Origin of the sequence: Halomarina oriensis (genome assembly GCF_009791395.1) — an archaeon.
Lineage (GTDB): Archaea > Halobacteriota > Halobacteria > Halobacteriales > Haloarculaceae > Halomarina > Halomarina oriensis.
This window is the reverse complement of the sequence record NZ_WSZK01000030.1, coordinates 53,199-73,111: the sequence shown is the minus strand read 5'-3', so window position 1 is coordinate 73,111 and position 19,913 is coordinate 53,199. Positions and strand designations below refer to the sequence as shown.

General features: G+C 64.3%; 19 protein-coding genes and 2 tRNA genes. 11 read left to right on the top strand and 10 right to left on the bottom strand.

Translation table 11 applies throughout. The features are described from left to right. Positions 1-27: 27 nt before the first annotated feature. Positions 28-774: a hypothetical protein gene (locus GQS65_RS16630; RefSeq protein WP_158205751.1), complete on the bottom strand. Its 747-nt coding sequence runs from the start codon at positions 772-774 to the stop codon at positions 28-30. Between the two features lie 209 nt (positions 775-983). Here GQS65_RS16630 and GQS65_RS16625 point away from each other — a divergent pair, with 209 nt between their 5' ends. Beyond that, the gene (locus GQS65_RS16625; protein WP_158205750.1) at positions 984-2,045 is read left to right on the top strand and encodes a DUF6414 family protein; all 1,062 of its coding nucleotides are present in this window, start codon (positions 984-986) and stop codon (positions 2,043-2,045) included. A 264-nt stretch (positions 2,046-2,309) separates the two neighbouring features. Here the strand turns inward: GQS65_RS16625 and GQS65_RS16620 are convergent, their stop codons facing one another. From GQS65_RS16620 to GQS65_RS16605, 4 genes are all read right to left on the bottom strand, one after another. Further along, positions 2,310-3,944: a DUF7845 domain-containing protein gene (locus tag GQS65_RS16620; RefSeq protein ID WP_158205749.1), complete on the bottom strand. Its 1,635-nt coding sequence runs from the start codon at positions 3,942-3,944 to the stop codon at positions 2,310-2,312. 392 nt (positions 3,945-4,336) lie between these two features. Beyond that, positions 4,337-4,410: transfer RNA gene (locus tag GQS65_RS16615), tRNA-Thr, on the bottom strand. A 7-nt stretch (positions 4,411-4,417) separates the two neighbouring features. Further along, a complete protein-coding gene (locus GQS65_RS16610) occupies positions 4,418-4,900 on the bottom strand; it encodes a GNAT family N-acetyltransferase (protein WP_368280293.1) in 483 nt (160 codons plus the stop codon). After that, complete coding sequence (locus tag GQS65_RS16605; RefSeq protein WP_158205748.1) at positions 4,897-6,081, bottom strand: phosphoglycerate kinase; 1,185 nt, start codon at positions 6,079-6,081, stop codon at positions 4,897-4,899. Before GQS65_RS16605 ends, GQS65_RS16610 begins: the two co-directional genes overlap by 4 nt. Before the next feature lie 81 nt (positions 6,082-6,162). On the opposite strand from GQS65_RS16605, the gene GQS65_RS16600 reads away from it, so the two are divergent. The 5 genes from GQS65_RS16600 to GQS65_RS16580 all read left to right on the top strand — a co-directional run bounded on the left by GQS65_RS16600 (position 6,163) and on the right by GQS65_RS16580 (position 10,964). Further along, positions 6,163-6,639 carry a hypothetical protein gene (locus GQS65_RS16600; RefSeq protein WP_158205747.1) on the top strand — a complete coding sequence of 159 codons (477 nt, stop codon included), beginning with the start codon at positions 6,163-6,165 and terminating at the stop codon, positions 6,637-6,639. Positions 6,640-6,759: 120 nt separating this feature from the next. Next, positions 6,760-7,806 carry a branched-chain amino acid ABC transporter permease gene (locus GQS65_RS16595; RefSeq protein ID WP_199268488.1) on the top strand — a complete coding sequence of 349 codons (1,047 nt, stop codon included), beginning with the start codon at positions 6,760-6,762 and terminating at the stop codon, positions 7,804-7,806. Beyond that, positions 7,803-9,155 (top strand): branched-chain amino acid ABC transporter permease, encoded by a 1,353-nt coding sequence (locus tag GQS65_RS16590; RefSeq protein ID WP_158205746.1) that lies wholly within the window; start codon positions 7,803-7,805, stop codon positions 9,153-9,155. The genes GQS65_RS16595 and GQS65_RS16590 overlap by 4 nt, the downstream gene beginning before the upstream one ends. Further along, positions 9,148-10,098, top strand: a complete 951-nt coding sequence (locus tag GQS65_RS16585; RefSeq protein WP_158205745.1) for an ABC transporter ATP-binding protein — start codon at positions 9,148-9,150, stop codon at positions 10,096-10,098. Before GQS65_RS16590 ends, GQS65_RS16585 begins: the two co-directional genes overlap by 8 nt. Then, on the top strand, positions 10,095-10,964 hold the full coding sequence (locus GQS65_RS16580) for an ABC transporter ATP-binding protein (RefSeq protein ID WP_158205744.1): 870 nt from the start codon (positions 10,095-10,097) through the stop codon (positions 10,962-10,964). The genes GQS65_RS16585 and GQS65_RS16580 overlap by 4 nt, the downstream gene beginning before the upstream one ends. A 184-nt stretch (positions 10,965-11,148) precedes the next feature. On the opposite strand, the gene GQS65_RS16575 is transcribed toward GQS65_RS16580, so the two are convergent. Further along, positions 11,149-12,528: an ABC transporter substrate-binding protein gene (locus GQS65_RS16575; protein ID WP_158205743.1), complete on the bottom strand. Its 1,380-nt coding sequence runs from the start codon at positions 12,526-12,528 to the stop codon at positions 11,149-11,151. A gap of 145 nt (positions 12,529-12,673) precedes the next feature. Then, a complete protein-coding gene (locus tag GQS65_RS16570) occupies positions 12,674-13,432 on the bottom strand; it encodes a GTP cyclohydrolase IIa (RefSeq protein ID WP_368280292.1) in 759 nt (252 codons plus the stop codon). A 172-nt stretch (positions 13,433-13,604) separates the two neighbouring features. Between GQS65_RS16570 and GQS65_RS16565 the strand changes: the two genes are divergently transcribed. Then, positions 13,605-13,778: a hypothetical protein gene (locus tag GQS65_RS16565; RefSeq protein WP_158205742.1), complete on the top strand. Its 174-nt coding sequence runs from the start codon at positions 13,605-13,607 to the stop codon at positions 13,776-13,778. Between the two features lie 70 nt (positions 13,779-13,848). On the opposite strand, the gene GQS65_RS16560 is transcribed toward GQS65_RS16565, so the two are convergent. Next, entirely contained in the window at positions 13,849-14,163 is a 315-nt protein-coding gene (locus tag GQS65_RS16560) for a DUF5785 family protein (protein ID WP_158205741.1), read from the bottom strand. Positions 14,164-14,233: 70 nt separating this feature from the next. Beyond that, positions 14,234-14,791 carry a DUF420 domain-containing protein gene (locus tag GQS65_RS16555; protein WP_158205740.1) on the bottom strand — a complete coding sequence of 186 codons (558 nt, stop codon included), beginning with the start codon at positions 14,789-14,791 and terminating at the stop codon, positions 14,234-14,236. Positions 14,792-15,145: 354 nt separating this feature from the next. On the opposite strand from GQS65_RS16555, the gene GQS65_RS16550 reads away from it, so the two are divergent. Together GQS65_RS16550 and GQS65_RS16545 are read left to right on the top strand one after the other, a co-directional pair. Continuing rightward, positions 15,146-15,949 (top strand): alpha/beta fold hydrolase, encoded by an 804-nt coding sequence (locus tag GQS65_RS16550; RefSeq protein WP_158205739.1) that lies wholly within the window; start codon positions 15,146-15,148, stop codon positions 15,947-15,949. A gap of 1,243 nt (positions 15,950-17,192) precedes the next feature. After that, entirely contained in the window at positions 17,193-17,486 is a 294-nt protein-coding gene (locus tag GQS65_RS16545; protein WP_158205738.1) for a hypothetical protein, read from the top strand. 314 nt (positions 17,487-17,800) lie between these two features. On the opposite strand, the gene GQS65_RS16540 is transcribed toward GQS65_RS16545, so the two are convergent. Beyond that, positions 17,801-17,885: transfer RNA gene (locus tag GQS65_RS16540), tRNA-Leu, on the bottom strand. Between the two features lie 174 nt (positions 17,886-18,059). Here GQS65_RS16540 and GQS65_RS16535 point away from each other — a divergent pair. Together GQS65_RS16535 and GQS65_RS16530 are read left to right on the top strand one after the other, a co-directional pair. Next, positions 18,060-18,578 carry a helix-turn-helix domain-containing protein gene (locus tag GQS65_RS16535; RefSeq protein WP_158205737.1) on the top strand — a complete coding sequence of 173 codons (519 nt, stop codon included), beginning with the start codon at positions 18,060-18,062 and terminating at the stop codon, positions 18,576-18,578. Positions 18,579-18,670: 92 nt separating this feature from the next. Then, positions 18,671-19,912: an alanyl-tRNA editing protein gene (locus GQS65_RS16530; protein WP_158205736.1), complete on the top strand. Its 1,242-nt coding sequence runs from the start codon at positions 18,671-18,673 to the stop codon at positions 19,910-19,912. Position 19,913: the final 1 nt, after the last annotated feature.

Here is a 19,913-nt window from a genome sequence, read left to right as displayed (position 1 = left end):
AGAAGGCCCATAACTCTCGTGTTTAATTCAGCTACGCTTCTCAAGTCGCTTGTACATCGCCGCAGAGACGTCCAGCAATACTATTTGCATGTATGATCGCATCGACTCGCGTAGTATGTTGTCGGCGACCGTCGGTTCAATGAGATTGACCATACCCTCTAACGGCATCTCCTTGATGTCAGCAACCGTTTCCGGCCCCTCATCCAAGATCTCATCTGGCACATCCTCTAACAATGATTTTGCCTCGACTTCGTCAACGACATCATCTGTATCTGGACTCGGGAGATTATCCATTCTTCCGAACATCTCCATCATCTCTTTCACTTCACCTACATCGGTATCTTCGTGACCGAGTCTTTGTAGCATCTCTAATACTTCCGACAGAACCTCGGCCATCGGTTTCTCCTCGCTCACCTCCGCATATGCCGAAACGACAGAATAGAGCTTTGCAAGTTCGGCAACCTCCTTCGCCGATTCAGCATCTACGCCCTCCGGAGATTTGGAAGCATGTTTTGAGAGCGTCCCGGAAATCTCATTCAGTCGCTCGCTGATTGAGCCAAAGTCCAAATCGGACCGCAACGTATGACGCTGTCCCAAGTGCATCACCTCAACTATGGCGATCTGAGCTTCATTATACCAATCTTCGCGGTCCTGCTTTCCCTGTGTGGAATTGTCTCTCCATTTCTTGTATTCGACTCCAAGCGCGAAGGTTACCGCTGAGAAACCTGCTTGAAGCAGTGGGGTTGGAACAGAAGTGCCGAATAAATCCACCATACGATTATTACGACATTTGAACAGATAGGAAAACATAAACGTACCGCCAAAAATAACGAGTTCTCAACGCTTATTAGAACGATGCACACCACCAATCCGCTTCTACATTCGGATGGTACCGACGGGTATCGGGTTCAGTTCATGAGAAGCCCCTTTCACTTTCACTCTGGTTGGCTGTCGTTCATTACTATGCGCCCAAGAGTCTGGATATGTTCGGTTCCGGTGAAGACGGTCCTGAAGTTCGTGACTACGTGTACCTCGATTCTGGAAGCCTCGACTCTTGGTACGCCTCGATGCACGGATGGGTTCCCGAATCACGTCAGCAGCAGGACGGTAAAGAGTACACAGGCGAAGCCAACGTCGGCGCGAAGGGAGAACTCACAAGTCCATTCGCGGCGTTTCTCGCGAAGCTCGGCTTTGACGGTGAACTCGGCGGCAGTATTACCGGCCAGCGCATGACCGAGACCGCAGATCGCGTCATCGACCAAGGGCTCCACACGCAGCTCAGAGAAGAGTTGGTGAACGAAGGTATGATTCTGCCGATTACCGAGGATTTAGAGCCCGGCGATGTGGTAGAGGTTACAGGAAGCGGCGGAACTGATCCTCTCTACCGGCTTATTTTGGCACTTCAGCGGCTAATCGCCGTTGATGACCTCGAGGATATCTCTGCTCAGCTTGAGGAACTTCAGCCAGCCGAGAGTAACGATGAACCACGGCCCGGAATCCGCCCAGGGATGCAGGATGAGTTCGACTTCTCGGGGCCTAACGCTGGCGCGGACCTCTTCGGTGGAGAAAACATGATTGAACAGGTGCTGGGCCAACAGTTTGGAAGCAAGATTGGCCCATCGCGGAGTGAAGCGATTGGAGAAAGCCTTCAACAGGCACTGAGTGTCATCTACGGTGATGACATCTGCTTGATGCTGGATATTGACGAAGACGAAACAGAGGACTCCGACGGGACGTACCCGAAGTGTGGTATGCTGCTGTCTGAGGCGCACTTGGAGACCGGACCCCGAGATTTCCTCTCGGAGAAGAAGTATACCGTGTTAGGACGCGTTGTCGAGACACACCAGGACGGGAAGTGGAATTACGCTGAATTGCTCCGAGTAGCCGGCGATGTGATGAATGAAAGCGATGTAGACGAACTCCGTGAGTCCTTCGAAGAGAGTATGCAGGACATGAGCAGCTCGGATGATGTTTCCGTTGACGCAGAATCGTTTACAGCCAACGACCCTGTGGTTGTAATCAAACCGGTCGCCGTTTACTGGTAGAGTTGTGAATAGGGAACACTCATATCCAACGGCTCAACTCAACCGAATTGAGATGGAGTGGTGTATTTTGAGTTGGTGCCCTTAGGCACACCCCTAAGGGGGAACCCAACGCCTCCTGTTTGGTAAGTCTCGCCCGTGTGCTGTGGTGAATCTCTGTAGCTGTCGGCCAAGGCGCCACTCCTAAGAGAGACGGCCCTTAGAGCGGGTCAAAATCGCCGGTGACCGGCAGACAAGGTAGTGTTGCCACTCATGCGGCCAGCGCCGTCAGCCGGGGTCGAGATATCGCCACGCCTGCGAAACGCTCCCATCGCCGAATTGAACGCGAGCCATCCGGTATCGCTCCGGTGGCAGATTAGCGTCCGTCCAAATCCGGAAGCCCTCGCGAATGGCACGTCGGGTTTCACGGTCCGCCCTACCGAAGCGGAGTCGCATCCGTGCCTCGCGGCTGTTCAGTACGTCGTTCACGTCGACATCGTGGCGGGCAGCCCACGCAACGAAGACACTCATCGTCTCGTCTAACCCCCTCTGCGCAGCCTCCACCGCCGTCGCGCTCGTGTCGACGACACGCCGGAACGCATCCCGTGCTTCTTCGACAGCCTGGTGGACGAGTTCAGCGATGTAGTCCGAGCGGAGCGATACCTGACCGTACTTCCACTCGACGAGTTCCTCAAGATCGCGAAGTGCGCGTCGGACGCTCCCGACATGCCGATCGTTCTGTGAGGCGATGTCTCCGGTCGATACGATTCCTCCGTCGGTCACTAGCGTCTCAAGGGTCTCAAACTGGACGTCAGTGAGCCCGTCTGCGAGGTATTTGATGACGACGCTCTCCTGAGTGGACTTGATTGTAGTCAGGTCGAGTGCGACTGGCTCGGGACCATTGTCTGAGAGCGTCGCCCCGAAGTATGCATCGCGCACGTACGGGCCATCATCCTGCGAGGGAGCGATATCGAGTCCGCTCTCAGCCAAGACAGAGAGTAGCGTCTGGTCGAGCTCTGTCTCCAGTTGCTCAATATCTGTCTGGGTAGCGCCGAGCGTCTCATCCCATCGGCTCACCTGATAGGAGACACCGAGCTTCGGATGCGCAAGCGGGCCCTTCTCGGACTTCGTGGCGGCCTCGCGCGCGTAGTAGTGTTTGACCTCTTTGGGGAGTTGGTGCGTCGGAAACGCCTCACGAATCCGCCGTGTTCCGAGCGTGACCGTGTGGTAGTACCCTGGGACGTTGCGTCCCTGCTCATCATCGTCGTTCTGTACGATCTTCCGGTACCCTGCCCGGTCGCTCTCCAGAAGGTGGCCCATCGATGCAATCGGACCGTCACGAGCGTGAATTGGGCCGCTATCCTTCCAGTGAACACGCACGTACCGCTCAGCGTCCTGAATGTTGCTGTGCTTGTGTGGGGCATCGAAGTACCGCCCACGAATTCCAACCGCATCTGCCGCGCGCTGGAGAAGCGGAAGGTAGCGAGAGAATTCGATGTTGGAGCCCTGGACGCGAACGTTGACGCCTTCCTCTACCTGCGGCGGTACAGAGTACTCAGTGACTCGACCATCACTTCGTCTGACTTCCATCCCCTGCCATCGAGGCGCGAGGTGCGCGTTGAAATCCTGCTCGCCGACCGGGTCTTCGTCTGAGTGACGGGCAATCGTCAACCGGAACTCGCGCATCTCACCGAGTCGCCAGTCGGTCCCACCGGGTAGTTGGTCTCCGGGATGGACGATGCCACTCCCCTGATAGTAGAGCTTCACTACCCATCGTTCGCCCTCGGAGACGAACGAGGCGACCTGACTGCCGTCGCCCTCCTTGACTCGCCGGTCCGCAGCGAAAAACGGCGCGAGGCCGTCCTCGGTGATGAGATAGTTCGCCGCGAATTCGTGCGGTGCCGGTTGAATCAGCGCCGGCATCTCGACCACCTCGGAGTGTACTCACTCAGTCTGTCGAGTGCGAACGTGGAGGAACACTCACTGTCACGGCATCCGTGATTCGTCACGCTCGACCACCTCTGTGGTCATGGTGCCACGCGTCTCGCGGGTTGCCGACCTGTGCCGGCCAAGCAGAAGAGCGATACCCGCACTGGTGGCGCACGTTCATCGACGACTCGAATATGGGAACGTTCGCGCGCGCGTCAAGGACAATTGATGCGCACCCACGACGATTCCTGCTCACCCAGGTCAGAGTGAGAGCGGTTGAAGAATTCTCGCCAGCCAACAATTCTACGCTCTGCCTGAATCGCGTGAGTTCACAGGATGAGACCAGCGCTGCCGCTGGTTCATCCAATTGTAAACTTATTGTTAAGAGCCAAGGGTGGGATTCGAACCCACGAATTCTCGATTACAAATCGAGTGCTTGAGCCGCCCAAGCTCCCTTGGCGCGTACGCTAGCGGTCCTCCCCGTCGTGTAAATCGTTTTCGACCCGCTTGAGCATGGTGATTCGATGCGGGTCGTAGCCGTGTCGTCGATAGAACCGACGAGCGCCCTCGTTGTCGGCCATCACGTCGAGGACCACTACCCCGGCACCGTCCGCCACGAGCGCGTCCTCGGCGGCTTCGAGGAGTGCCGACCCGACCCCCGCGTCGCGGTAGCTGGCGACGACGAACAGGTTCTCGACGACGCCTTTGGGCGCGGCGGTCTCGTAGAGTCCGGACTCCAGACCGAACTGGACGAACCCCGCGAGGTCGTCGTCGACACGGGCGACGAGCGCACCACCGGTGACGATGGAGCGACAGATAGCCTCCCGCGCACTCGCACGGTTCGCCTCGGGGACGAGCAACGAGTCGTACGACTGCTGGTCCGCGGCGAGAGCCACCCACGCGTCGGCGAGCGCGTCGGCGTCGTCGATGCCGGGTGGCTCGATGTTCACGACAGCGCCTCGACGGCAGGGAGCGACTCGCCGGTGAGGAGCGTCAGGGCGGCCCCACCGCCGGTGCTGACGTGGTCGAACCCGGAGAGCCCCAACTGTCGGAGCGCCGAGGCCGTGTCGCCACCGCCGACGACGGTGTACTCCGCGGCCTGTGCGGCCCGGTAGAGCTCCCTGGTCCCCACGGCGAAGACGTCCATCTCGAAGACGCCCGCCGGCCCGTTGAGGATGGCCGTCCCGGTGTCGGCCAGCAGGTCGCCGTAGACGCCGACCGTCTCGCTCCCGACGTCCATCGCCGGTTCGGTCGTCGGCAGGTCCTCGACCGGTATCTCGACGCGTTCGCCGTCGCGTTCGACCGCTACGTCGACCGGGACGCGGATTCGGTCGCCGTACTCCTCGAGCAGTCGTTCGGCGCGGGTGAGCGCCTCACCGGCCCGGTCCTTGACGACGTTGGTCGACTCGGCACCCAACTCGACGCCCGACGCGTGGAGGAAGGTGTTGCCGACGACGCCGCAGGTGAGGACGGTGTCCGCGAGCCCCGAGTCGAGGACGCTCGACGCGACGTCGATGGAGTCGTCGACCTTCGCCCCGCCGAGGACGTACACACGCGGGGTCGGGGTCGACCCGATGTCGCCGAGCGCGTCGAGTTCCCGTTCCATCACCCGGCCGGCGTAGCCCGGCACGACCGCCGGGAAGCCGACCAGCGAGGGCTGCGAGCGGTGGGCGGCGGCGAACGCGTCGTTCACGTACGCGTCGAGCGCGGGCGAGAGGCCCGCGACGAGGTGCGTCTCGGCGGCCACCTCGGGCGGGAACGACATCACCTCCTCGCTGTAGAAACGCGTGTTCTCTAGGACGAGGACCCGGCCCGGTTCGAGCGCGTCGACGGCGTCGCGTGCGGTACTTCCGAACGTCGCGTCGAGGTAGTCGACCGGGGCATCGAGCAGGTCGTCCAGACGGGCGGCGTGGGCGGCCAGCGTGGTGAAGTCGTCGCCGCCGGGCCGACCCTGGTGGGCGAGAACGACGACCCGTGCGTCCCGAGCGGCGAGTTCGCCGAGCGTGTCGACGTGTGCCCGAAGGCGGGTGTCGTCGGCGAGCGAACCGTCGGCGGCGATGGGACTGTTGATGTCGACGCGAACTCCGACGGCCGCGTTCGCGGCGTCGAAGTCGTCGAGCGTCCGGACCATGCGACTCCCTCCACCAGCCGCCACCTAAGTTGTTCCCCTCCTAATCCCAGCGTTTATTCCCGTGAACCCGTGAGCGTCGCTGTGTCCAGTCGTCACCTCCGTATCGTGTCGCCCGACCTGACCGTGGTGGCGTTCCTGCTCGTCGCCTGTTCGTTCGTGACCGCGAGCGCACTCGCCAGTGGACTCCCGACCGTCGCGTCGTGGGCGCTCGTCGCCGCTGCCGGGTGCTGTGGCGCGACGGCCCACCGCCTCGTCCACCGGTCGGTCCCCGAGCGAGAACACGCCGCGTTCACGTTCGGGGCGCTCGCCGCGCTGGCCGGGGCCGTCCTGTTCGGTAGTGCCGTCCTGTTCGGTAGTGCCGTCCTGTTCGGAACGCCGACCGACCCGGTCCGTGCTGGCCTCTCGATTCGGGCAGTCGCCTGTCTCTCGCTCGGTGCGCTCGTCGTCACCACGGGAGCGACGGCCGTCTACCTCGTCGGCGCGCTTCGTCGACGGGAGTCCCCCGAGCAACGCGCGGACCGCATCGTCGAACAAGTGATTGGCGGCGAACGGTTCTGAGCGGGACGGACGGTTGGTTATTTATCCATCGACCGCCGACCAGTGCGTGAAATACACTCATGGCAGTAAGCGACAGAATATCATGGGGGGGGACGATTCTTCGACAACCCCGCGGCGTTCGTGGCGGGTGCGGTCGCAGTGCTGTTACTGCTGGACCTGCTCAGACGGCTCGTCGACGGCTCGCTCGGCCCGTCGACGCTACTGACGTATCTCTGGACGGGGCTGGTCATCGGACTCATCTACGGTCTGGCCGGTATCGGCCTCTCACTGACGTACAGCATCCTCAACTTTGCGAACTTCGCACACGGGGAGTACGTCACCGTCGGCGCGTTCTCCGGGTTCTCGACGGCGTACCTCGTCGCCGGGGGCGGCATCGCCACGCTCGGAAACCTGTTCTTGCTTCGACCGGCGGCCGGGCAGGTGGGCGTCAGTATCACCTCGGCCCCGTTCGCCGTCGTCGTCGGCTTGCTGGTCGCCGTGGTTGCGACGGTGGTCGTGGCGCTCGTCCTCGACCGGGTCGTCTACAAGCCGATGCGCAGTGCGGAGGGCATCTCCCTGCTCATCGCCAGCATCGGCGTCGCGTTCGTCGTCCGCTACCTGTTAGCCATCGTCTACGGAACCCAGCGCCCCGGTGTCACCGCCGGCACGCAGCGGTACTTCGTCGGTGAGGCGCTCGGACTCGGCCGGTTCATCGTCGACGCCCACCAGCTCATCATCCTCGTCGCCGCGGCGGTGCTGGTGGTCGGCGTCCACCTGCTGCTCACGCGGACGAAACTCGGCAAGTCGATGCGTGCGATGGCCGACAACGAGGACCTCGCTCGGGTCACCGGCATCCCGACCGAACGCGTCATCCGGTCGACGTGGGTGCTCGGCGGCGGCCTCGCCGGCGCGGCCGGGTTCCTGCTCGTCCTCTCGCAGGGCACCATCGCGTACAACATCGGCTGGCGACTCCTCCTGCTCATCTTCGCGGCGGTCATCCTCGGCGGCATCGGGTCGGTCTACGGCGCCGTCCTCGGCGGCATCATCATCGGCATCGTCCAGCAGGCGTCGGCCGTCTGGCTCTCGGGGGTGTGGTCGGACATGACCCTCCCGGTGACGTTCGCGCTGCTCATCGTCATCCTGCTGATCCGTCCGCAGGGTATCTACGGCGGGGTGGAGACGACATGAGCGACGAGACGCCACGCGAGCGCTTCTCGGGGCTTCGCGCACGGTTCAGTCAGGGCGGCGGCACCACCGACGCCTCGCTCCTGCTCGTCACGATGGTCGCGCTCTGGGCGCTGTTCGCCGCGGTCGGGATGTACCTCGGCTACGACACCGCCGGCGTGCTGGGGACGGTCCAGAGCATGACGTTCCTCGTCGCCGTCTACGCGCTGGCCGTCCTCGCGCTCAACCTCCAGTGGGGCTACGCGGGCCTGTTCAACATCGGCGTAGCGGGGTTCATGGCCGTCGGCGCGTACGCGGTGGGCTTCCTCAGCGGGTCGCCCGACGCGACGCCGGCCGGACTCGGCCTCCCGCTGCCCATCGGTATCATCGGCGCGATGCTCATCGCCGCCGTCGTCGGCCTCATCGCGGCGTTCCCCGCACTCAGACTGCGGGCGGACTACCTCGCCATCGCCACCGTGGCGATGTCCGAGATCATCCGCACCACCGCCCTCGCCCGCCCGCTGGCACCCATCACCGGCGCGGGGCAGGGGACCCGGAACTTCCCGGCGAACCCCGCACGGACGCTGTACTACGAGAACCCCGCGGACGTCACGTCCGCACCGAACGCCGTCGGCGAAGCCGTCTTCGGCGTGTTCGAGTCGTTCGGCGTGATGCGGACGAACCTGGTCGTTGATATGACCTACACCGTCCTGTTGCTCGTCGTCGTCGGCCTCGTCTACTGGCTCTCGCGGCGGACGGGCAACTCGCCGTTCGGTCGCGTGCTGAAGGCCATCCGCGAGGACGAACTCGTCGCCGAGTCGCTCGGGAAGGACACCCGGATGTTCAAGATCAAGATATTCATGCTCGGCTGTGCGCTCATGGGGCTGGCCGGCGCGCTCTGGCAGGGCCTCGGCAACGGGTCGGTCAACCCGACGACGAACTTCCTGCCCGTGTTGACGTTCTACATCTTCATCGCCCTCATCATCGGCGGGTCGGGGTCGAACACCGGGAGCGTCCTCGGCGGCGCGGTGTTCGCCGCGCTGTTGTTCCTCCTGCCGACGTACATCTCGAACATCGTCGCGACGTTCAACCTCCGGTTGCCACGACCCAACTCGGTCATCGACGCGTTCACGCCGCTGCTCTCGGCCGACCCCCTCCCGCTGGTGGGCTTCGTCGTCGCCAACATCGACAGCATGCGGTTCATCATCATCGGCGTCCTCCTCGTCTGGCTGATGCAGAACCGCCCGGACGGCCTGCTGGGCCACCGCAAGGAGGTCGCCTCCAGCGTCGACCTGATGCGCCGCGACCGGACGCGAGGGCAGACCGCCGCCACCGACGGCGGGCGGACCCAGGGAGGTGCCGACGATGAGTGACACCGAAGAACAACCCGTCGAGACGTCGGGTGAGACGGGCGAGTCGGGCGACGCCCCCGAACCCGGAACGGCCGACTCCGCCGTCGAGGAGGCCGCGAAGACCACACCACGGGGCGTCCCGCTCCGCATCCAGAACCTCCGGAAGGAGTTCGGCGGTATCACCGCCGTCGCCGACGCGAGTTTCCAGGTCGAAGCCGGGTCGCTGACCGGCCTCATCGGCCCGAACGGGGCCGGCAAGTCGACGACGTTCAACTGCATCGCCGGCGTCCACCGCCCCACCTCGGGGAAGGTGTTCTTCCAGGGCGAGGACATCACCGGCCTGCGACCCGAACAGGTCGCCAACAAGGGCCTCGTGCGGACGTTCCAGATCGCCCGCGAGATGGAGGACATGACCGTCCTGGAGAACATGATGCTCGCGCCCCGCGGGCAGGTCGGTGAGTCGCTGTTCAACTCTGTCGTGCCGGGGATTCCAGCACCACGCTTCCTCGACGACTCCCAACGACAGCGCTGGGAACGAGTCGTCCCACAGGGCCGTCGGGCCGTCACCAGACAGGAGGAGGACCTCAGAGAGCGCGCCTGGGAGACCCTGGAGTTCTTCGAGATCGACCACCTCGCGGGCGAGTACGCGGGGTCGCTCTCCGGCGGCCAGCGGAAACTGCTGGAGATGGCCCGCGTGCTGATGACCGACCCGGAGATGGTCCTGCTCGACGAACCGCTCGCCGGTGTCAACCCGACACTGGAGAAGAAACTGCTCAAGCGGGTTCACGACCTGCGCGAGGAGGGCCTGACGTTCCTCCTCGTCGAACACGACATGGACGTCATCATGAACAACTGCGAACACATCATCGTCATGCACCAGGGGACGGTCCTCGCCGAGGGCGAGGCCGACGACATCAGAAACGACGACCGCGTCATCGACGCGTATCTGGGGGAGACGATATGAGCACCGACCCGGACGCCGAGGGCGAGTCGAACGTCGAGTCGGGTGCCGCGAGGGAGTCACCGCCCGGTGACGCCCCCGAGGAGCGCGAAGCAGAGCGCGACGCCGCAGCGACGACCGAAGAGACGAGGAGCGCCAGCGCCGAGACGACACGTCCGGACACCGAGGGCCTGCTGGCGGTCCGTGACCTCGACGCCGGCTACGGCGACCTCCAGGTGCTCGACGAGGTGGACCTCGACGTCGCCGACGGCGAGTACGTCGTCATCGTCGGCCCGAACGGGGCCGGCAAGTCCACCGTCATGAAGTCCGTCTTCGGCCTGACGTCGTTCATGGGCGGGGCCATCGAGTTCGACGGGACGGACATCGCCGGGATGGTCCCCGAGGACATCATCCACTACGGCCTGGGCTACGTCCCCCAGAACGAGAACGTGTTCGCGGGCCTCTCGGTACGCGAGAACCTGGAGATGGGGGCGTACATCCTCGACGAGTTCCCCGACGACAAACTCGCCGAGGTGTTCGAACGGTTCCCCATCCTCGAAGAGCGTCAGGAACAGAAAGCCGGCACGCTCTCGGGCGGGCAGCGCCAGATGCTCGCCATGGGTCGGGCGCTGATGCTCGACCCGAAACTGCTGATGCTCGACGAACCCTCCGCGGGGCTGGCCCCGGACCTCGTCGACGAGATGTTCGACCGCATCGACGGTATCAACGAGAGCGGAACGGCCATCCTGATGGTCGAGCAGAACGCGAAGGAGGCGCTTCGGCGCTGTGACCGAGGGTACGTCCTCGTCAACGGGTCCAACCGCTTCGAGGACGACGGCGACGTCCTGCTCCACGACGAGGAGGTCCGACAGGAGTTCCTCGGCGGCTGAGGGACCGACGCTTCTCCGAGCGTCCAGCGGGCCACGAGGCCCTCTCGCGTTCACGCTCCGTCGTTCGCACACACTCACACCGACGAGCGGTCGCGCCGGTAGCCGCACACGCTTCCGGGAGGCGGTCGGTGTGGTCACTCGTGGACGCAGTTCGTCGAAAGAATCGGGGGTAGTGTGAGCCGTCTCAGGCGCTCGCGTCGATTTCCTCGATGGTCTCGATGGCGTACCCGCTCTCGGTGTCACTGGACTCGGTCCAGCCGAACAGTTCGTAGGTGACCGCCGAGAGGTCGCCGGCGTCGTCGAACTCGACGACGCTGGACGCGCCCTGGTAGTTGATGTCCGTCCCGCTCGCGGCCGCTTCGAGCGCCTCCGCGAGCGTCTCGGGGCCGAACTCCTCGCCGCCGGCGCTGATGGCCTGCATCTGTTCGGCGACGGCCGCCCCGTCGTTCGCTCCCGCGGCGGCGTTGGCGATGAGTAGGCAGGCCGACGCGTCGTAGGCGTGGGCGTTGAACACGCCCGGTGCGCGGCCGTACTCCTCCTCGTACAGTTGCGTGAAGAAGTCGTTCCCCGGCCCGCTTGCGAGCGGCGCGGTCCCCTGAACGTTCGCCATCGCGTTGCCGACGTTCGCCGGGAGCGACTCGCTCCGGAGACCGTCCGTGACGAGGATGGGGAGCTCCGGCTGGTCGAAACTGGAGTAGAAGTCCCGGAAGATCTGGACGCCCGACTCCGGGTAGCCGATGACGATCATCGACTCGGGACCGTCGCTCAGCGCCTGCTGGAGCCGCGAGGTGTACGAGGACTGCCCGCTAGTGAACGACACCTGTGTCTGGACGGTGCCGCCCATCTCCTCGAACGCTCCGGCGAACGCCTCGGAGAGCGCCTGGCCGTAGTCGTTGTTGAGGAACAGCGTCGAGGCCGTCGACGCCCCCTGGTTCTCGCCGGCGACCTGTGCGAGGACCGGCCCCTGGAGCGCGTCCGAGGGCGGCGTCCGGTAGATGAGGCCGCTGTCGTTGAGGTCGGTGATGGCCGGCGAGGTGCTCGCCGGGGAACACGCGGCGACGCTGTTCGGGATGAACACGTTCTGTGCCGCCTGGATGGTCACCGCCGAGGACGCCGCACCCGTCACCATCGGGTAGCCCGCGTTGACGAGGTTGTCCGCGGCCGCCTGCCCCGCGTTCGGGTCGGTCTGTGTGTCACCCTCCTGGATGTCGATGGTGAACGGCGTGTTGCCCTCCAGCTGGGTCCCCGGCAGAATCGCGCCGTCGCGGATAGGCTGGCCGAGGTTCGCGAGGTCACCGGTCGTCGGCATCAGCACGCCGAGACGGAGCGTCCGGTCGGTCTCGCCGCCCGACCCGCCGCCGCCCTCGGTGTCGGTTTCGGTCTCCATGCTCTCGGTGTCGGTACCGTCCATACCGCCACCGCCGTCGGTGCCGGTGCTGGTGCTGGTGCTGGTGCCAGTACCGTTGCCCTCACCGTCGTCGCCACCGAGACACCCGGCGAGGAACAGCGATCCGGTCGCACCGGCGCTGACGAGGAACTTCCGCCTGTCGAATTCACGTGTCATACTATCCCAATATTCTAACCGAGCCTCTTAAAGGTGGCTGTAATTACAAACCATATTTCACCGAAAATAGCAGAACGACCGGCGTCCGGACCGATTTCCGACGAAAGATTCGTCGGTAAATACCCGGTCGTGGTGTGGCGCGCGCTCAGTCGAACTCGACGGTCGTCCCCTCCTCGCGGCAGCGTTCGAGGGCGTGTTTGGCGGCCATCCCCGCACCCTGTGCGGTCCGTGACCGGCCGACGCCGACCTTCAGTTCGACGCCGACCTCCTCGTACACCGCGTCGATGGCGTCGCGGTACTCCGCCTCGCCGAGGGCGGGACAGACGGAGATGATGTTGTCCCCGCCGACGAAGAACGACAGCGAGTCGTGTTCCTGCCGCATGTACCGCATCAGCGCGGCGTAGCCCTGTTCGATGTTGATGAACGTGTCGAACTCGTTGAGTCGGTCGGTGTACTTGCCCGTGGCGTCGTTGACGTCGAAGTGTGCGAGTTGCACGTCGTCGTCCGCCCGGTCGGCCGCCGCGAGCACCGCGCCGTCGAGAACCTCCCGACGGTCGGCGTCCTGTGCGCTGCCGCCGTTCTGGACGACGGTCGTGGCGTCTCCCAGTGCGACCGCTGGCGACGGGTCGACGCCGGTGCCGAGACTCACCGTCACGGGGTAGCGGTTGCGCACCGACTCCTGAACGAGCGCGTGGGCCTCGTGGTCGAGGCCGTTGGTCACCGCGATCATGTTGTCGAAGCGGGTGAAGAAGACGTAGCCCTCGCGGTTGCCGAACAACTGCGAGAGGTCAGCGTAGAGGCGAGACTGGAGCGTCTGAAGGTCGACCTCCCGACGGGGTTCGGGGGTCACCGTCCACGGTCCGTAGTTGTCGATTTGGACGAGAGTGACCTGCGTGTTCGTCACGCGACTCCCTACTCAGTGGCCCCGTATGCCTGTATTGATTCGTCGCGGCGACGGCGCGGGCCACGACGGACCGACGCTGTGCCGAACGGATAGGAGGTGTAGTAACAGTTTCAGGCACACTAGAGTCGATTCAGGCGACCACCACGTAGCTACTGAGCCGTTCGTGTACTCGATGGCCGAGCAGTACGGACGACGAGACACCCTCGACCCACAGGAGACGAACGGCGACTCGACTACGCTGACGCTCGACGACCTGCAGACGTTCCTCGAACACGACGAGGAGTACAACCAGACGCTCCGCGCGGTGACGTTCGAGGTGGACGACGCCGTGACCGACCCGAGATGAGACGACGGCGGGGTCACCCCGCGCCGCATCTCTGCTACGACCGGGCCGACGAGCGGGGTGACCGACCGAATCAGTCCCGGTAGTCGTCGATGTCGAAGAACCAGTTGCCGGCCTCGCGCATCGCCCGGCCGGTCGCCTTGTGGAACTCCGGGAAGTCCTGGAACTCCTCCTGGTCGACGTTCTCGAAGACGTCCGCGACGGAGACGACCGTCTCGTGGTCGATGCGGACCGGGTGGTCGCCGTAGTGCTCGACGTACTCCTCGCGCGAGAGGGGGAAGTCCTCCTCTTCGTTCACCTTCTTGGCGAGGATGGCCTGTCCGTACTTGCGCATGCCCTCGCTCCCCTCGTCCGAATCCGGGTCGTGGGGCCACTGCGTGTCTGCCATGGTCGAGTAGTCGGCCAAGCGCGGCAAAAACGTTCCCTTAGCGGTCCCTCGCTGAACTCGCGTCGCCCGCTCAGAACACGACGTACAGCATCGCGTAGACGACGATGCCCAACGTGAACGACACCAGCCACAGGGACGCGGCGACGCGTCCGACGCGCTTGTGGGCGGTCCGCCGCAGTTCCGTCGGCGTGTGGGTCGCCGCGAGCAACAGCGCGTAGTACACCAGCGGCACGCAGACGATGGCCAGTAGGACGTGGACGGCGAGCAACGGGAGGTAGAGGTACAGGTACACCGTCTCCGGGCCGGGGAACTCGCTCGGCCCTTCGAGACTCACCCGGTAGAGGTAGAGGACGAGGAACGCCGCGAACAGGACGAAACTCGTTAGCATCGCGGCACGGTGTCTCGCAACCTCGTCGCGTCGAATCCAGCGCCACCCCGCGGTGATGGTGCCGATGGCGGCCGTGCTGAGCACGGCGTTGAGGTGTGGAATCAGTTCGACGAGCGGTTCCGACCGGGGGAGCGCCCCGGTCGGGAGGACCCGACCGACGGCGGCGAAGACGAGGGCGAGCGACACCACCGTGAGCACGCCCGTCAACACCGGGACGCGCTCTTTCGCGCGGAGTTCCATGGTCGGGGGTACGAGCGGCCGTGGTATCGTCGTGTCGCTTCCGGTGGCGGCGAGTCCCGCTCGTGTTCGATCACCGTTCGGTGGCGGACGAACGTCCGCTCCGCGCGCGACGAGCACGGCGAGACGACGACTCGCCGACCCGGTGTGCCGAGCGACGCCGTTCGGGAGGTCCTCCGATGCGGGCTGCGAACCGGACCACCACCCGTTGGAGTCGCTCCGAACCCGCTCCCGACCCCGCGGCGACGGTCGCCGAGCCCTCCCGACCTGTGATAAGAAGGTACCGCGTACAGGTAGACGACCCCACACATCTGTCGTGAGACTAAGTGAACGACGCGCCTCCATCGAACTGCGACCATGCCACGAGTATCCGTCGACGACGACGTGGAACTGTTCGTTCGGGACTGGGGCGAGGGCGAGCCTATCGTCTTCCTGCACGGGTGGCCCCTCAGTCACCGGATGTACGAACAGCAGTTCACCGACCTCGTCGACCGGGGCTACCGGTGTATCGGGGTCGACCTCCGGGGCTACGGCCAGTCGGACAAGCCCTGGAGCGAGTACAGCTACGACATGTTCGCCGACGACGTCCGGGCCGTCCTCGACGACCTCGACGTGGAGGACGTGACCCTCGTCGGGTTCTCGATGGGTGGGGGCATCGCTACCCACTACATGAGCCGTCACGACGGCGCGCACGTCGAGCGCCTCGCACTCCTCGCCGCGGCGAGTCCGTGTCTCACCGAGAAACCCGACTTCCCGCAGGGACTCGACGAGTCGGAGGTCAACCCGCTCATCGACGGCGCGCGCGAGGACCGCCCCGCGATGCTGTCACAGTTCACGGACATGCTGTTCCACACCGAGGTCAGCGAGGAGACCAAACGCTGGCTCGAAGGCATCGGCGGGGACGCCTCGCCGCAGGCGACCATCGAGTCCGCGAAGACGTTCCGTGACGAGGACCTGCGACCCGACATGGCCGACATCGACGTGCCGACGCTCATCTGTCACGGCGTCCACGACGAGATTACGCCCTTCGAGATCACGGCCGAGGTGCTCCACGACGGTATCGCGGACTCCGAACTCGTCCGCTTCGAGAACAGCGGCCACGGACTGGTCACCGACGAGACGGAGAAGATCAACGACCACCTCGCCGAGTTCGCCGGATAATCCCGGACTCGGTCGAGGTGCTCTGGCCGAGTCCGACCCCGCTCGGTGGACCGAGTTCGATACGAAATGGTCTGAAGGAAGTGGCCGGCGATTCGTCAGCACGAGACGGTGGCCACGGAGGGTCGATAGTCAGCGAGTACCCACGCTGCATCGTTTACCGGAATTGTTAGACAGAGAGCGTGGGTCTAACAACACGAGCCGCTTGGTAGCTGGACAAAGTACTTGTGCTGAATTGTCTTTCGACTGAACGTATGTCCCCGATTGGTTCCCGTCGAACGTTCCTTCAGAGCTGCCTTGTTGTAGCCAGCTTGTCGGTTGCGGGGTGCTCGGCATTGACCGGCGAAACGAACAGCCCGGGCACTCGCTTCGTGCCGACCAGTAGTGGCATTGTAGTAGAGAACGAGACGACGTCAGAACGAGACCTTACTGTCATTCTCACGAGAGTCAACGGCGAGCCGAGGTCGAACGTCCTCCCACGTACTCTGACCGCAACCACGCCTCAGTCAGCACAAGAGATTCTACTTGAGCGTGATTTCCGTGTTGGCCCAGACGACCGTGACGAGATTACCGATGTGTTTTCACTCCTCGACGAGCCGACGGAGTATCAGGTATTCGTCCGCCTCAGCGGTGGTTCTTCCGCGGCCTATGCCTTTGAGACGCAATCAGGAAGTGGTCTGCTCAATGTCGTCATTCGGGTTGACTCACCAACAGACGTCCGCTTCGCAGAGGAATATACATAGGTCGAAAGCCACTCCGCCACTGGTAGACTCGCGGCACGCATATAACAGCTGAATCACTACGATTCGTCCCGGAAATAATGCCGTTCAGCGTTTGCCGGAATTGTTAGACGCAGAGCGTGTCTTACACACTCCCGAGAAGTGAGAATGCGAGGCTCAGGACCATACCCCCAAAGAGAATCACGACCATCAGCACTACGAACCATCGGCGAGCATTCCCCGGTATTGATGGCACTCTCGATGGGAAGTACGGGGAAAGCGGGTTGTTGCGCTCTGGTTCCCTATCGGACATAGAATCCACTACAAGCCACATGATATTAAACTATCACTCCGTCTCGATACGGCCACCTCGCTGTTAGACTTGCGGCACGAGTCTAACAGCTGCGTCACCGCGAACCGTCGTGAAAGAAACCACTCGCACCGATTGCCGGTTTTGTTAGACAGAGAGCGTGAGTCCATCACCCGAAGCGATAAACATCTACCAGTCAACATCTACTCTATCCACGATGGTCGACTCTGCACTCATCTGGCTCGGGCTCGTCGCAGCAGGAGGACTGCTCTGCCTTGTCGGAGGGCTCTGGCAGTACGTCAAGACGGATGAAGTCAACTACTGGGGTATCGCAGGGGCGTGCGTCGCTACTGGAGGCGTTGTCGAACTTCTGATTGCGAATGAGTACGTGACCGAAACGACACTCAGCACCACGACTAACTGGCTCTTCTTAGCGCTCGGGTTCGTGTTCATTCTCGTTGCGCTACGAAGGCACGGGCTGGGCAGAAACCGGTCGAGCGATAGCCTCTGATACACACGCGGCACAAATCTAACAGCTGTATCACTACAGACAACACTGAAATGAAATCAGTGAGTCGTGGCCGCCGATACACGCGCAGTAGGTCCAGCGTGGAGTCGGGTCGGTTCCACGACTGAGTGGAACAGTTGTAGCCGACCACTGTCGACGACGTCAGGCGACTCACGGAACACGCTTCGAGGAGTCGACCGTCCGCGCGGTTCGAACCGTGGACTCGTCGCTCTCCAGTGTTGTTTCGGTAAGGATGATGCGTGGGTGCTGTCACTGTGACGAGCACCGTGCACTTTGGGGACGATGAGTCCCATCAGTGCGTGGGACCGGATTTGAACCGGCGGACCTCTACAGGACAGCGCCCTCAACGCTGCGCCGTTGGCCTGGCTTGGCTACCCACGCACGCTTCGTCGTGCGTTTACTCGTACCCGGCCAGGTATTAAAAGCCCTTCCGTTTGGGGTCGCCAGTGGGAGGGCGACCCACGCTACGCACGCCCGTCACGTCGTCCGGTTCCGATTCCGGTCGACCGGTCAACGAGCGCACGTTTCAAATAGCGCCGGGACGCAACCCAGGGTATGGCGAAGTACTCGACTGGCGGCGTCGGGTCGCGGGACTCCGACTCCTGCGAACTCTGCGGTGCCGAAGGACGCTCACTCGAAGCCGTGAACGTCGAGGGGGCCGTCCTCCAGGTCTGTTCGGACTGCCAGCGACACGGCAGCAGCGAGTCGCGCGGCAGCGGTGGCAGCCGAAGCGGTGACCGGTCCACGGGCGACGAGGACCGCGACCGGAAACTCAAGGCGGTCCGGGCACAGGCGCGCATGGACGACGCTCGGAAGGGTGACTCGAAGCGCTGGGAGGAGGGCGCGGACTACGAGGACGACCCGCTGCCGTATCTCGTGAAGGGGTACGGCGACGTCGTCGTCGAAGCCCGCGAGGAGCGAGACCTCTCGACGGCCGACCTCGCCGGTGACGTCGGCGTCCGCGAGGCCGACCTCGTCGCCGTCGAACAGGGCCGGGCCACCAGTGCCGGCATCGGCGGGTCGGTCATCGAAGCCCTCGAAGAACGACTCGGCGTCCGACTCGCCGAGAACTGAGCCACCCGGTCCCGGCCCCGCTCCCGCTCGACCACCTGCCGGCGAGCGGCGCGACCGCAACGCCCTTCGTGAGGGCGGTCCGTTCGGCTGGTATGTCATCACTCGCCGCGGCGGAGCCGTCGGTCACGACGTTCGAGGCACGTGTCGAGCGAGTCGACGGCGACAGCGTCGTTCTCTCGGAATCGTACTTCTACCCCGAAGGCGGCGGCCAACCGGCGGACCGTGGGACCGTAGCGGGCGTCCCCGTCAAGCACGTCGAGCGACGCGACGGGACGGTCGTCCATCACCTCGGGGAGGGTGGCGGCGACGCCGTCGAGGTGGGGACCGAGGTCGTCTGCGACGTCGACGAGCGGTTCCGGACGTACTGTATGCGAGCACACACCGCCAGCCACGTCCTCTACGGGGCGGGCCGGCGTCTGTTCGAGGAGTTGGGCTACGGTGGGTTCGGCATCACCACCGAGAAGGTCCGGGTCGACTTCACGACGACGAGCGACATCGACGACGAGGCGCTGGTCGAACTGGAGCGACTGGTCAACCGGGTCGTCTGGGAGTCACGCCCGGTCTCGTGGACGGAGGTCCCGAGAGACGAGGCACTCTCGCGGCCGGACGTGGCGTTCAACACGAAGACCGAGGAGGGCCTCGGCGGCGGGACGGTCCGACTCGTCACCGTCGGCGCGAGCGAGCGTTCGGACGAGACGACCACGGAGACGGTCGTGAACGACGCCGGCGACTGGGACGTCGCCGCCTGTGGCGGGACGCACGTCTCGAACACGCGCGAACTCGGCCCCGTCACGGTCCTCGGCCGCTCGAACCCCGGCGAGGGACTGACGCGCGTCGAGTTCGCCGTCGGCCCGGCCGCCATCGACCGGCGAGCGACCGAGAAGCGAGCGACCCTGACCGCCGCCCGTGACCTCGGGACGCCGGTCGAGGACGTCCCCGAAGGCATCGACCGTCTCCGGGCCGCGCGGGACGAGGCCGCCGCCGAACGAGACGCGCTCCGCGAGGAAGTCGTCGGCACACGACTCGCCGACCTCCGGGAGGAGTCCTTCGAGCGCGACGGCGTGACGTGGGTCGTCGGCACCGTCGACGGCCTCGACGCGAACGCGCTGGCCGACCACGCACGGGACCTCGCGGGCGACGGCGTGGACGTGGTCGCCCTCGTCGCGGACGCCTCGCTCGCGGTGGCGACGAGCGACGGTCACGACGCGAGCGCCGTGGTCGACGACGTGACCGACCAGTTCGGTGGGGGCGGTGGCGGATCGCCGACCGTCGCCCAGGGCGGCGGACTGTCGGCCGACCCCGCGGCCGTCGTCGCGTTCCTGCGCGGCGAGTGAG